This is a genomic window from Lujinxingia vulgaris (genome assembly GCF_007997015.1).
Lineage (GTDB): Bacteria > Myxococcota_A > Bradymonadia > Bradymonadales > Bradymonadaceae > Lujinxingia > Lujinxingia vulgaris.
The window spans coordinates 194,171-207,344 of the sequence record NZ_VOSM01000009.1 but is presented as its reverse complement, the minus strand read 5'-3'; the positions used below and the strand labels follow the sequence as shown (position 1 = coordinate 207,344).

Annotated in this window: 11 protein-coding genes; 10 read left to right on the top strand and 1 reads right to left on the bottom strand. The window is 63.5% G+C overall.

All coding sequences use genetic code 11. The features are described from left to right. Nucleotides 1-717: 717 nt before the first annotated feature. Nucleotides 718-1,344, bottom strand: a complete 627-nt coding sequence (locus tag FRC98_RS16770) for a DUF4920 domain-containing protein (protein WP_230467704.1) — start codon at nt 1,342-1,344, stop codon at nt 718-720. A 201-nt stretch (nt 1,345-1,545) separates the two neighbouring features. Between FRC98_RS16770 and FRC98_RS16765 the strand changes: the two genes are divergently transcribed. The 10 genes from FRC98_RS16765 to FRC98_RS16720 all read left to right on the top strand — a co-directional run bounded on the left by FRC98_RS16765 (nt 1,546) and on the right by FRC98_RS16720 (nt 13,131). Continuing rightward, a complete protein-coding gene (locus FRC98_RS16765) occupies nt 1,546-1,770 on the top strand; it encodes a hypothetical protein (RefSeq protein WP_146982582.1) in 225 nt (74 codons plus the stop codon). A 350-nt stretch (nt 1,771-2,120) separates the two neighbouring features. Continuing rightward, complete coding sequence (gene larE, locus FRC98_RS16760; RefSeq protein WP_146982581.1) at nt 2,121-3,017, top strand: ATP-dependent sacrificial sulfur transferase LarE; 897 nt, start codon at nt 2,121-2,123, stop codon at nt 3,015-3,017. Beyond that, a complete protein-coding gene (larB, locus tag FRC98_RS16755; protein WP_146982580.1) occupies nt 3,010-3,783 on the top strand; it encodes a nickel pincer cofactor biosynthesis protein LarB in 774 nt (257 codons plus the stop codon). Before larE ends, larB begins: the two co-directional genes overlap by 8 nt. A 2-nt stretch (nt 3,784-3,785) precedes the next feature. Next, on the top strand, nt 3,786-5,012 hold the full coding sequence (larC, locus tag FRC98_RS16750) for a nickel pincer cofactor biosynthesis protein LarC (RefSeq protein ID WP_146982579.1): 1,227 nt from the start codon (nt 3,786-3,788) through the stop codon (nt 5,010-5,012). 334 nt (nt 5,013-5,346) lie between these two features. Then, nucleotides 5,347-6,360, top strand: coding sequence for a hypothetical protein (locus FRC98_RS16745; RefSeq protein WP_146982578.1), 1,014 nt, complete (start codon nt 5,347-5,349; stop codon nt 6,358-6,360). 112 nt (nt 6,361-6,472) lie between these two features. After that, nucleotides 6,473-7,378, top strand: coding sequence for a hypothetical protein (locus FRC98_RS16740; RefSeq protein WP_146982577.1), 906 nt, complete (start codon nt 6,473-6,475; stop codon nt 7,376-7,378). Nucleotides 7,379-7,473: 95 nt separating this feature from the next. Beyond that, nucleotides 7,474-9,114 (top strand): hypothetical protein, encoded by a 1,641-nt coding sequence (locus FRC98_RS16735; RefSeq protein ID WP_146982576.1) that lies wholly within the window; start codon nt 7,474-7,476, stop codon nt 9,112-9,114. A 71-nt stretch (nt 9,115-9,185) separates the two neighbouring features. Then, the gene (locus FRC98_RS16730; RefSeq protein ID WP_146982575.1) at nt 9,186-9,914 is read left to right on the top strand and encodes a lamin tail domain-containing protein; all 729 of its coding nucleotides are present in this window, start codon (nt 9,186-9,188) and stop codon (nt 9,912-9,914) included. Nucleotides 9,915-9,925: 11 nt separating this feature from the next. Continuing rightward, the gene (locus tag FRC98_RS16725) at nt 9,926-11,209 is read left to right on the top strand and encodes a phospholipase D-like domain-containing protein (protein ID WP_146982574.1); all 1,284 of its coding nucleotides are present in this window, start codon (nt 9,926-9,928) and stop codon (nt 11,207-11,209) included. 14 nt (nt 11,210-11,223) lie between these two features. After that, complete coding sequence (locus FRC98_RS16720; RefSeq protein ID WP_230467703.1) at nt 11,224-13,131, top strand: phospholipase D-like domain-containing protein; 1,908 nt, start codon at nt 11,224-11,226, stop codon at nt 13,129-13,131. The last annotated feature ends 43 nt before the right edge of the window (nt 13,132-13,174 follow it).

The following is a 13,174-nucleotide window of genomic DNA, read 5'->3' as shown; positions in this document are numbered from 1 at the left end:
GGGAAGAAGCGCTGCGTTTTTCCCTGCGGCACGCTGTGGCTGAGGCGAAACGCGCCGATCACGTGCCGGGAGGGGGACCCCAGCGAGGCGGGGCTGGCGGCGAATTTTCAGAACTATCAGGTGCGTGGTGGGCGAGGGAGAGAGGTCGCTTAGGGGGCTTGAGGTGCGTTGCGCGCCGGTGGAAGTGTTCGATCGCGTTGCGTAACTTCGCGCCGCCGGGGTAGATGCAGCGGTTTGTCGACAGTTCGGGGGAGTTCTACTTTTCAGGCGCGGAGGACGCGTTGACGTGTTGCTCTGTCTGGCGTTGGGGAGTCGGGTGGCACTCCGGGGTCACAAAGCGCGTGATTCGGCGCAAAACGTGTGTGGACGCGTATGCGGGGCGGTTGATTTCTGGGGAGAACAGTCCAGGGGACACCTGGAACGTGTTGGGGGCGGGTAACGAGGCGAACTGTGCGGGAGGTTAGCTCTCGGCGTGTCGTGCTGCGTTTGCGGCTAATGCTCGATCGGCCGCATAAAAAAGGGCTTCGGATGACTGTCGGGGCTTCGGATGACTGTCGGTCGTGTGAGGGTGACTGTCGGTTGTGTGGGATGGTCGATTGGGAGGGTGACATGACAAACACCCACTGTGCCGGTACTGGCAGGGTGGGTGTTTGTCGTGATGTGTCGCCGAAGCCGCGGAGCAGAGCGAAACTCGCACACCGCTGAGGCGATGTGAGGTTACGCGCTGGGCTGCGTGATCTGCAGTCCGGTCGCGGTAAACTCATAGTTCTTCTGCTCGCCCTCAACCTTCTCCACCGGCTCGCCGGTGGCCTCGGCCTGATCTTCGGCGTAGTGCTGGGCCATCTCCTCGGAGATGACGGTGGCGGTGAGTGTGCCCTCGACGATGACCTCGGCGCCGTCTGAGTTACGCGAGACGAAGAAGCCGTAGTCCTTCATGCGCACGCGCACAGGCTCCTCGACCTGGTCGGTCTTAAGCGTGAACCAGCAGCCTTTCTTCTTGCAGACCTGTTCAATGTTGGCGCTGACGCGGATGGTGCCCTCGGGCGAGGCTTCCAGCGCCTGGTCGAGGGGCATCGGCTCGTCGTCAAGGGTGAAGGGGGCGCCAAAGTGGCGGGTCTCACCGGGCTCAAGATCGCTGGCAAGCTCCTGCGCTTTTTCGCCCTCTGCGGGACCGTCGGTCACTTCTTCGGCCGCTTCTTCCGTCGGGGCCTGCTCGTCGACTGCTTCAGCCTCGGGGGCTTCTGCGGTGGCTTCTGAGCTGGCTTCGGCGGAGGTGTTGTCGGTGGAGTCACAGGCCAGGGGGGCGGCCAAAAGAAGAATCATAAGAAGGACGATGTGCCGCATGGTGGGGGCTCCGTTACGCATGAGAGTGTGGGGCACCGAAAGGAGGTGCTCGCTGAGATTATGCGGCGGCAGTGTAACAGGATCGTGGCGGTGCGCCAGTGTCTGAGGGGACGCGAGGAGTGGGCTTGTCGCCGGGGGGAGATCGGCGGTAGAAGCGCCATGATTGGAGGAAGCACCGGCAGTAGCGTGTCAGGAGGCGATGTGGACGAGAAGGAGAAGGCGGCGGTCGTGGCGATCTGCCAGAAGCAAGGGGTGAGCGCCGTGGATGCGTGGGCGCGCGGGGCCGTGCTTGTCGTTAAGCCCGAGGTGGGCGCAGCACTGCCTTCGGCTGAAGTTTTGCGAGAGCTTGCCGTAGTGTTGGCCGATCGGGGACATCGTTACGTGACGCTGGACCTGGCAGGTTGGGCGGTCGAGGGGGAGGGGTAATGGTCTGGATGGGCGCGAGAATAAAGGGGGAGGCGCGACTCTCGGTCAGGACTGCGACGTGCCGTCAGGCCGGGGAAACCGCGTGGCAATCTTCGCGCGAGGAGGGGAGGTCGATGAGGCTAAACGTTCAGAGAATGAAGGAAGAGAAACGACTCTCGGTCGCGTTTGGGCGCGTGAGTACGGGGGAAACGACGACTCTCGGTCAGCGATGCGGGTCGAGATGGCGGATGTGGGCGCGGGCGATTGGGGAGGAGCGTTCGGGGGAGAGTGGGGAGGAGTGTCAGGGCAGGGGCGGCAGCGGTGATAGGTGGTTTGCAGATGGGCAGAACGTCAGTCGGGGCAGGTGAATGATGCGTGAGAAGACGGCAGAAATAAAGGGGGAAGGGCGACTCTCGGTCGGAGAAGGGCGACTCTCGGTCGGGGAGGTGCTGGAGGTGATCGAGGAGGAGATGAGGCAGGTCGGAAAGCTCGTCGTGGCGTTCAGCGGCGGGGTGGACTCGGCGGTGGTGGCTGCGATCGCCCAGCGCGCGCTCGGTGAGCAGGCCTGGGCGGTGACGGCAGTCAGCGAGACGCTGGCGGGCCGCGAGTTGGAGGAGGCCTGTGCGCTGGCCGAGGAGATCGGGATTCGCCATGAACTCATTGAGTTCAGCGAGCTTGATGATGCGCGTTTTCGGGAGAACACCTCGGCGAGGTGTTTTTTCTGCCAGTCGATGCGCTTTGATCAGATCGCGACGATTGCCGCCTCCCTCGATTGCGATGTGCTGGCATCGGGGACCAACGCCTCCGATGTGGGGGACCATCGGCCGGGGCTGGAGGCGATGGCTGCGCGTAAAGTGTATCAGCCGCTTCTCAAACACGGGGTGACCAAGGACCAGGTGCGAGAGCTTGCGCGGGAGCTGGGGTTGAGCGTGTGGGATAAGCCGGCGATGGCGTGTTTGTCGTCGCGGATTCCTCACGGTCTGGAGGTAACGCGCGAGAGGTTGCGGCGAGTGGAGAGGGCCGAGGAGGTGCTGCACCGGCTCGGGTTTAAGCAGTTTCGGGTACGCGCCCACGGGGAGCTCGCCCGGGTGGAGGTGGCCGTTGACGAGATGGCGCGTGTGCTCGAGCCCCGGGTACTGGGGGAGGTCGCGCGGGGCGTGAAGGCCGCGGGCTTTGACGATGTGACGCTGGATCTGACGGGCTTTCGCTCGGGAAGTCTTAATCCGGTGCGTTCAAACGACTCAGTGAAGGAGCAAGACGGTGAGTGATGTGGTGCGAGAACTTCTGCGAGCCTATCGCGAGGGCGAAGTTGCCGAAGATGAGGTGGTGGAGCGCCTGGTCAAGCAGCCCTTTGAGGAGCATCTGATCGGGCGCTTTGATCATATGCGGGAGGCGCGCACGGGCATCCCGGAGGCGATCCTGGCCGAGGGTAAAGATCCCCTGGCGGTGGCCGAGATCTTTGAGCGCTACGCGCGCGCCGGAGACCAGCTTATTGCCACCCGGGTCACCGCACCGGTGCTCGAAGCGCTGCGGCCGCAGCTCGATGGGTTGCAGCATTATAAAGTGGCGCGCATCGTCTCCACGCTCCCGCCCCAGATCGATGAGGATCGGGCGACGGTCTGTGTGATCAGCGCCGGGGCGCTCGACCGGCCCGTGGCCGAGGAAGTCGCCGTCACCAGCCGACTTCTCGGCAATCCCACCCACGAGATCTTTGACGTGGGCGTGGCCGGGCTCAACCGCCTGGTGGTGGAGCTGGGCACGATTGAGAAGTCCGGGATCCTGGTGGTCGTCGCGGGCATGGACGGCGCGCTCCCCAGCGTGATCGGGGGGCTGGCCTCACAGCCGGTGATCGCTGTGCCCACAAGCGTGGGCTACGGCACGAGCTTTAAGGGGGTGGCCGCGCTCCTGACGATGCTCAACGCCTGCTCGCCAGGGACCGGTGTGATGAACATCGACAACGGGTTTGGGGCGGCGGTGCTCGCCACCAAGATCAATCAGTTCGGTCAGCGCGTCAGCGCCGGCGCAAGGGAGTAGGTATGGCGACGCATATTCACCTCGATCTTCTGGGAGGGCTGGCCGGCGATATGTTTCTGGCTGCCGCCATCGACGCGGACCTGGTGGATGTGGCGCGTCTGGAGGCCGCGCTACAATCGGTGGGGCTTGGGCCGGTGCGTGTGATCAGCGAGCGTGTGGTGCGCGGGGCCATTGAGGGTGTGCACGTGCGCTTTGAGGGCTGGGACCCGGCCATGGAGAGCGACCACCGCCACCTGAGCACGATCGAGGAGATGATCGCTGCCAGCGCGCTAAGCGAAGGGGTGAAGCGCCGCGCCACGGCGATGTTTCGGACCCTCGGTCAGGCTGAGGCCACGGTGCACGGCATCGCGCTTGAGCGGGTGCATTTCCATGAGGTCGGCGCGGTCGACTCCATCCTCGACTTTGTGGCGGCGGCCTGGGTGATCGAGGAGGTCGATGCGACCTTCTCTTTCGGTGCGATCCCGGTGGGGAGCGGCACCATTGAGACGGCCCACGGCACGATCCCGGTGCCCGCGCCGGCGACGGCCAAACTCCTGGAGGGTTTTGAGCTCACCTACCAGGATGTGGCCACCGAGTTTGTCACGCCCACCGGCGCGGCGATTCTGGCGACGGTGGCCGCGCAGCCCGGAGAGCGTCAGGGGCGGCTCAAGGCCAGCGGATTCGGGTGCGGCACCCGCGAATTTAAGTCGCACTCCAATGTGGTGCGCGTGGTGGTGATGGAGCAGGGGGCGGCGTCGCAGGGTAGTGCGGCGGGCGACGCCGAACTCTGGGAGCGCGACGAGGTCGTGCAGCTCGTCTGCGAGATCGATGATCTACAGCCCGAGCTCATGGCTGCGGTCGAGGCGCAGCTCTTCGACGCGGGCGCGCTCGACGTGGTGCGCGAGCCGGTGCTCATGAAGAAAGGCCGCAGCGGAGAGCGACTCTCGGTGCTCTGTGAGGCGGAGCTCTCTGAGGCGCTTCTGCGGGTGATCTTTGTGCATACCACCACCTTCGGGGTTCGCGTGATGCCGGTCTCGCGGGTGAAACTTAGGCGCAGCCGCCGATTGGTGGAGACGACCTTCGGTCAGGTTCACGTCAAGGTAGGCTGGCTGGGCGATGAGGCTATCAAAGCCACCCCGGAGTTTGAGGACTGCCGCCTGCTGGCCGAGCGCCACCACCTGCCCGTGCATACCGTGTACCTGGAAGCACAGCGCGCCGCCGCGGCGCTGATCACCGATCTCTCAAAGTGAAGCCACGTGTTGCACGATGGCTCGAAACGATGTCGGGGATGGGCGGTGAACATCACCTCAAAGCGATCACCCTGGATCTCGATCGGCATCTGTTTATGCGGGGATGGGCCTGCTCCCATGACGAAAGTGTGACGAATTGAAGTGCGCTGTTGAAACGCCCTATCCCACGTGGTAGGTAGCGCTCCCAACGGAGGGTCCGGTGCCGAGAGGCTTCCAGAAACTCTAGAAAATCGTGAGTTTAAGCCAGGTTGGCTTTCCAGAGGTCTGGCGCTCGTTGGGTGCTCCGCTCATGTGAGGCGGAGCAAAACGTGACCACACAATGCAGGAAACGAACATGTCGAAGCGAAATCTGTTGGCGTTGATGTTCTGTTCAATGGCTCTGGCCGTCGCGCCCCTTACGGCCTGTGGCGGAACCGAAGATCCCAGCGGTGACGACACCGTCGAAGATACCGGCGGCGAGCCCGATGCCGGCGATGAAGATGTCGATCCGGTCGAAGACACCAACCCCGAGCCGGACGCCGAGCCGGACGCGGACACCGAGCCGGACACCGATCCCCAGCCGGGCACCTGCGTTAAGAACAGCCTCTTCTTCGGTCAGGTCGGCGACTTCGACAACGACGACCACAGCGGCGGCGTGCCCTCGACCACCGCGGAGCTGAGCGACGCCGGCCTGGGCGCCTACCTCAATCTGCTTGAGCCGACGGCGACCGAAGGCGAAACCCCCGCCTCGGCCGTCATCACCCTGGACACCCCGGTGGAAGTCACCGGCGCGATCGTCATCGCCACCAGCTTTAAGTCGAACGCCTTCGACCAGGGCCAGCAGCGCTTCTGGGTTCAGGATGCCAACGGCGTGGCCAAGTTCTACCTCGACGAAGCCCCCATCGAGCAGAGCATTCTGGTCGGCGATGAGCTCAACTTCACCATCGAGTCCTACCAGTACTACGCCGGTCAGGCGCAGATTAAGACTGTCAGCGGCTTCGAAGTTGTGAGCAGCAACAACGACGTGCCCTTCGTTGATATCGAGAACGAAGCGCTGAGCATGGATCTCTACCAGCAGCTTGTGCGCGTCGGCGGCGAGCTTGTCGGTGAGCCGGAAGCCTGCGGTGGCTCCAGCATGTGCTACACGATGGTCTACGGCGACGAAGGCCAGTTCGAGGTCGTGCTTCGCTCCAGCTCCGGCTTCCTGGAGACCGGTGACTGCGTGACCTACATGGGTCCGGTCATCGCTTTCCCGCATCCCTACGATTCGCGCTACGTCGAAGACCCGGCCGCTGAGCCGCAGCCCTCGCCGCAGCTTGATACGATCAACTTCGGGTGGCTCTTCGATCCGCCCAGCTTCGAAGACTGATCCCTTCGACGAGCCGGCTGCCCGATGAGGGCAGGCCGGCTCGTCGTCTTTTGGCCCCTGTTCTGGGGGTCATATGGCCTTCTGCCAACCCTTTCTTCCCCGAGATACAACCATGTTGCGAAGCCGAATTGCGGGCTCTCGCCAGCTCCGATGGGGTGCCATTGCTGCGCTCCTTCTGATCGGATCCACCGGATGTGTGGAGCCGGAGCAGGGTGAGGATCCTGGCGAGTACTTCAGCGATGGCGACTACGGTCAGGTCCAGGACCCGATCGCGTTTTCGACCACGCCTTATGATTTTACCGGCGAGCTGCCCATTGAGGATCTCAAAGGCGCGTTTGCCGATGAGACCGTCTGGGTGGGCTTTAGCCCTGGCGAGCCCTATCCGGTCTCGGGTGACTGCGATCCGGAGCGCGACTGGGATGAGACGATCCCCGGGGTGGTCAACGAGCTGCCCGTAGAGATCGAGGGCATCGTCACTACGCATCCGCGCTACTTCCAGAAAGTCTCGGTGTGCGGCGTGGAGCAGCGCTACTACGGGAGCTACACGCTCGAAGATTCCAGCGGTGGCATCCTGGTGCTGAAAGACTCGCGTATCGCGGAGTTTGAGATCGGCGACCGGGTGCGCATCACCGCCCGCGCCATCATGAAGAACTTCGACTCCCTCGCCGTGCTCGCCTACAGCGATGAGGAGGTGCTCAACAGCCCCGATGATCGCACGCCCGTGCATTATGAGGAGCTGGAGCGCTCATTCCGCGCCAGCGACGACGTCTATGAAGTGCGTCGGGTGACCGGGCGCGTGGTGCTTGCGCCGACCAACCAGAACTTCAACGAGATGCGCATTCAGTCGCTCGAAGATCCGAACATCGAGTGGCTGGCCAGCGTCGACGCGGAGCTGGGACGTCGGGGCATCGGCCCCAAGGTCGGTGAGGTGGTCCAGGTGACCGCGCCAGTGATCAACAGCTTCGGGGTGCGTCTGCTCATTACCGCCCTGGGTCAGCTCGAGTACGTCGAGCCCTGATCGAGACATCTTCAAGAAGAAGCCCTTTCATTGGCCGACGATGCGCTTCGGGTGCGGGAATCGGCAGAGTAAAGCCAGAGTACAGAGAAAAGACGATGATGAAGATCAATGCAGGTCGCGCCGGTGCGTGGTTGTTGGTGGGAGCGATGGTGGTGCCTTCGACGGCGCTGGCTCAGGAGATTAGCCCGGAGGACGCCGTCTCCACCGAGCGCCTTCAGGCTCCCGAGATCGCCCCGGTGGCAGAGGAAGAGGCTGAAGAGGAGCGCCTGGACTGGAACTTCCGCCTGACCAGTGAGGTGCACTCCTCGGATAACGCCGGCTTCCGCCAGCTCGATGAAGAGAACGGCAACCAGGAGCGCATCGAGACTGACGATCGCCACACCTTCGCCTACACCTCGATCGCAATGGGCGCGAACTACAAGGTGCTCGACGACACCACGCTTAACTTCAGCGCGAGCCACTCCGGTCTGTGGGGCAGCGACCAGCTCGGTGGCACCAACGATTTCGGTGGCTTCTTCTACGTGTACGACCTCAACGTGGACTGGCAGGCGCTGGATCTGGACGCGGTGAAGCTCAACGCGCGCTTCGGTCGCCAGGCCTACACCATCGGCGGCACGCCGCGTGACTACTTCATGCGCGATAACGTCGACGGCCTGACCCTGAACTTCGACTTCGGTGCCGGCGGCAAGTTGCGCCTGCTGGCGTTTGACCTCTTCGCCTCGCAGGGCCGCCCGGATACGGTGAGCTTCCTGCGCTGGCACGCCGGTCGCGACCTCGTCTACAACATGCGCGGAGAGACCAACACCTTCCGCTACGGTGGTGTGTACGAGAACACCGACCTGCTTGACGGGCTTGAAACGCGCGCCTTCGGTTACTTCGCCTCGATAGGCGGGGCGGGCACCGGCGCCGATCGCACCCACGAAGGGACCCTGGGTAACTTCTCGGACAATGACTTCTCCTGGCTCGCCGGCGCTCGCGCCAGCTACTACCTGGAACTCGATACCGCGCGCCTGGGCGCCTACGGTGAGTACGCCTACTCCGGCGGCATCGACCGCAAAGAGGTCAACATCGGCGTGCACGATGTGGCCATTGACGGTCAGGCCTTCGGTGCCGGCGTGAGCGGTGACCTGGACCTGGGCGCGGCCGGTCTGCACCTGGCGCTGCAGTACTTCCGTGCCGACGGCGCGCAGTACGGCGCCGATGGCCTGCAGTTCAACCACGGCTTTGTGTCGATGGGCGGCTCGTACGCCGGTGGCCTGAACATGGGCCGCTACAACGGCTGGCGTCCCTCGGCGTATGTGAGCCGTGAGGGCATCGCGCACTCCGAGCACGACATCCGCCGCGAGGGCGGCACCCAGATCCTTCACGGCGGGCTGGGGCTGACCCTTGATCCGGGCCTTCGCCTGGACCTGGGCGCCTGGATGTACCAGGACACCGGCTCGACCAACCTCGACTTTGCGCGTCTGGACGCGGCCGGCGACCGCCTGCCCTCGGGCTACTCGCGCGACCAGCTTGAGGCGCAGCAGCGTCTGGGCAAGTCGCTGGGTACCGAGCTCAACGCCAGCCTGAGCTACCAGGCCAACGAGGCGCTCTCGCTCTACGGGATGGGCGGCATCTTCCTTCCCGGTGAGTTCTACGAGATCGAGATCACCCGCAACGCCGGTAGCGCCCGCGGTAGCATCGACAACCTGCAGCAGTTCTGGGCTGTCTCCGCCGGTGCCACGCTGGTCTTCTAAGACGGCGGCGAAGCGACGACGAAGCTCAAGGTTACGTGTGCGGCGCAACTACTTTGCGCCCAGGAGATAAGATGAGAGCGCGATGGTACACAGCGATGGGCCTGCTGGTGGCGACCGGCGTCGGGTGTGTGGACACCACCGACCCGGGCACCTCCGAGGAGCAGGTGCTCTACCGCTGGGAGACCGACAATGAGCCCACCACCGGCGAGCGTGGAGCGATGCTCGTCAACGAGATCGGGTGGGCTGGCAGTGTCTCCGATGATGGGGTCTACGACCCTGACGACGTCTTTATTGAGCTGCTCAACAAGAACCCGCGGCCGGTCAACGTGAGCCGCTGGAACGTGGAGATCGGCGGCGACTACGAGTACAGCTTCCGACTTCCGGAGATGGCCGAGCCGATCCTCCCCAACGAGTTTGTGGTCATCGCGGCCAAGCCCGACGGGGCGTTCGGCCAGGATGCCGACATCATCGTCGAGGAGCTTCGGCTGGGTAAGCGCTCGGTCTATGTAGGCCTGCGCGATGCAGACCGCCGCCTGATGGATTCGGGCGGCTCGCGCGAAGAGCATATCTTCGCGGGGAGCTACGACCTGGTGACCACGCGTTCGATGGAGCGCACCCAGGTGCTCTTTGGCAACCGCGGCAACCAGGACCGCGCCTGGACGGCGAACATTGATGATGTGATGGGCACCGGCGGCGATCGCGAGATCGCCGAAGGTTGGCGCCAGCACACCATGGCCAGCCCGGGCGCCGCCAACAGCGCCGACTACTCCGGCAGCACCACCAGCGGGGGCTTTGAGTGATGAGAGCAACCATGACGACGAACCCCTTTCGTAAGGCGGCGCTCATCGCGCTGCTCGCGCTTGCGCTCCCGGCAACCTCCACCCATTGGGTGGGGGAGGTGCAGGCGCAGGACGAAGATTTTGAAGGCTGGCTCACCAACGTCGATTTCTACGTCGGCGAGCAGCAAACTCAGGAGGCCGTGCGCAGCCGCATGGTCGCCGATATCAACGGCGCCACCGAGCAGATCGAGGCGGCCTTCGGGGCGCTCGAAGATGGCGAGGTGGTCGAGGCGCTGGAAGAGGCCGCCGCGCGCGGCGTGGAGGTGCGCCTTGTCAGCGATGAGGGCAGCGCCTCGGTCAGCGGCATCAGCACCCTGCTCGCCAATGGCGAGATCGACTCGGTGCTCGGTGACGGGCCGCTCTCGTATCTTCCCGATCCCACGCTGACCACGGTGCTGGAGTTCTGCCAGACCAACTCCTCTGGCGACTACATCCAGTGCACGTCGGCCGGTGGTCAGGGCAACAACGAGAACCTGGTCAACCGCCCCGACAGCTTCAACGTGATGACGCACAGCTTCGTGGTGATTGATACGACCACGGTCTGGAACATCACCGCGCCGCTGACCGATGAGCAGCCCCTGTGGCTCGCCTTCCGGGCGATGAGCGAAGATCTGGCGCGTAGCTTCCGCCGCGAGTTCAACCAGATGCACGCCGGGGTCTTCTCGACCACGCTCAGCGTGTACAACGGGCCTTTGAAGTCGATCACCCAGAACGTGACGCTGCGTAACACCAACCGCGGGCAGATGCGCGTGCGCTTCAACCCGCAAGAGCGTCTGGTCAAAAACGTCATCGACGAGATCTACCGCGCCAAGGGCTCGGTGTGGGTGATGACCGAAGATCTGCAGAACCGCGATCTGATCAACGCCCTGCGCTACAAGCAGGACAACGGCTTTGATGTGCGCGTGATGGTCGGCTCGACCCAGGGGAGTTCGGTGGACAGCGAGCTCGCCGATCTCGACGTGGTGCGCGCACCGGCGTCGATGGGGCTTCTGCCCACCTTCATCGTGTACGACTCCGAGCGCGATGTGCAGGGTCGCCGCCAGCCGCGTCTGGTGCAGATGCTCAGCCACAAGCTGTGGCAGGGCGCGCCGATGGACGTGATCACGCGGGTGCCCAACGACGAAGTCCGCATCTACCCCTCCGACACCTTTGTGGACGGCGCGATGTGGGAGATTCTGGAAGACGGCACCTCCGAGAACGAGGCGGTCGATCCCTTCGTGCAGGCCTGGGAGTCAGTCTGGAGTGAGGCTCAGTGATGCGAGAGATGACGATGAACAATCAGCAAATCACAGCGCCGGAGCGCACGATGACGACCTCGCCATTGCACCTTCTGACCCGCGGCCTGCTTCTGCTGGCGGTGGTGTTGAGCAGCGCGGCCTGCGGCCTCGACGACCCGGGCGATCTGGAGACGCTGGAGACCCCGCGGGTCGAGGTCTTCTTTAACTCGCCGGGCTTTACGCGCGGCAGCGAGTTCAACCGCAAGCCCAGCGAGTTCATCACCGAGCGCATCGACGCGGCGCGCGTCTCGGTGGATGCGGCGGTGTACGGCTTTAACAAGCAGAACATCGTCGACGCGCTGGTGCGCGCCCATTACCGCGGGGTGCGCGTGCGCCTTGTGGCCGATGCCGGCGAGTACAGCCGTGGGTCGTATGGCTACGACATTATGGAGCAGCACAAGGTGCCGATTCAGACCGGCAACCAGTTCCACATCATGCACGATAAGTTCTTCGTGATTGATGACCGCTTTGTGTTTGTGGGTACCGGCAACATCTCCAACTCGGAGTTCACCTACAACAACAACAACTGGCTGTGGATCGACAACGACGAGCACGCCGATCTCTACACGGCGGAGTTCGAGCAGATGTTCGCCGGGCGTTTCTCGGCGGCCAAGCACCCCACCACGCTCCCCAACCGCTTCCAGATCGGGGATACCGAGGTTGAGGTTTACTTCTCGCCGCAAGATGACGCGATGGGTAAGATCCTGGAGGAGCTTAAGAACGTCGATACCTCGATCTACTTCACGATCTTCGCGTTTACGAAAGATCAGGTGGCCAGCGAGTTCATCGCGCGTCAGCGGGAGTTTGAGGAGTTTAACGCCGCCAACGGTTTTGATGATCTGCCGCCGCTGGAGCGCCCCAAAGGCGTGGTCGGCGTGTTGGACCGCTCGCAGCTTCACGGTAACGGGCAGTACCACCAGGGCTATCGCCTGGCGGCCAACGGCATCCCGATGCGCCTCGATGGTAATGAGAACTCCGGGCTTCCCGGCGATTACCAGGCCGGTGGCGGTCGTCTGCACGCCAAGACGATGATTTTGGATGCGGGCACGCCCAACGCGCGGGTGATCTCGGGGAGCTTCAACTGGTCGTCTGCGGCGACCATCTCCAACGATGAGATCCTCATCATTCTTCGCGGTGAGCGCATCACCAACCAGTACCTGGAGGAGTTCTACAACATCTGGGACAACGGCAAGGACATCTCCTCGGCGATGTGCCTGTTGATGAAGGATAACGAGGAGCTGACCTGCGACGATGAGGTTGAGCAGGGCGACGTGGTCATCAGCGAAGTGCATTTCGACGGGTGGAACGGTGAGCGCGATCCCTCCGACCATAACTGCGGTGGGGGTAACGATCTGGACTGCCGTCGTCGGGTGACCAACGACCAGTTCGTGGAGCTGTACAACACCACCGACAAGCCGATTAACCTCTCGATGTGGACGCTGAGCAACGGTCAGGACGTGATCATGGGCTTTACGCCGGGTAGCGTCATCGATCCCGGCGAGCACTTCCTGGTGCTCGATCACAATACGGTGCCGCTCTCCGAGCGTGATCCGCAGCGTGGGGAGCATGCGTTTACGAACCCGGATTTTGTGCTGAACACGGCCAACGATCCGCGCTTCCGTCGCCTCAACCTCAAGAACGGCTCGATGCAGCTGGAGCTTCGCAACACGCGTCAGGTGGTCATCGATCGTGCCGGCGATGGATCTCCGGCCTATTTCGGCGGGCGAGAAGGTGATACAAACTACTCGATGGAGCGCATCATCGGTGCCGATGGCACCGTGGGTGATGGCGATGTCCGCTCGAGCTGGAAGCAGTGCGCGGCCAGCGAAGGCGGGGAAAACGTCAACGAGGCGTTCCGCAGCTTTATCATCGCTACTCCTGGCGAGCCCAATTCACAGTGATTGTTTGGGAGTGTTGATGCCTGATTGGGGGGCTATCCGGCCC

Excerpts from the sequence above, each read along its gene's own strand:
- FRC98_RS16770 (WP_230467704.1), bottom strand. The coding sequence starts at position 1,344 with ATGCGGCACATCGTCCTTCTTATGATTCTTCTTTTGGCCGCCCCCCTG.
- larE (WP_146982581.1), top strand. The coding sequence starts at position 2,121 with ATGCGTGAGAAGACGGCAGAAATAAAGGGGGAAGGGCGACTCTCGGTC.
- larC (WP_146982579.1), top strand. The coding sequence starts at position 3,786 with ATGGCGACGCATATTCACCTCGATCTTCTGGGAGGGCTGGCCGGCGAT.
- FRC98_RS16745 (WP_146982578.1), top strand. The coding sequence starts at position 5,347 with ATGTCGAAGCGAAATCTGTTGGCGTTGATGTTCTGTTCAATGGCTCTG.
- FRC98_RS16740 (WP_146982577.1), top strand. The coding sequence starts at position 6,473 with ATGTTGCGAAGCCGAATTGCGGGCTCTCGCCAGCTCCGATGGGGTGCC.
- FRC98_RS16735 (WP_146982576.1), top strand. The coding sequence starts at position 7,474 with ATGATGAAGATCAATGCAGGTCGCGCCGGTGCGTGGTTGTTGGTGGGA.
- FRC98_RS16730 (WP_146982575.1), top strand. The coding sequence starts at position 9,186 with ATGAGAGCGCGATGGTACACAGCGATGGGCCTGCTGGTGGCGACCGGC.
- FRC98_RS16725 (WP_146982574.1), top strand. The coding sequence starts at position 9,926 with ATGACGACGAACCCCTTTCGTAAGGCGGCGCTCATCGCGCTGCTCGCG.
- FRC98_RS16720 (WP_230467703.1), top strand. The coding sequence starts at position 11,224 with ATGAACAATCAGCAAATCACAGCGCCGGAGCGCACGATGACGACCTCG.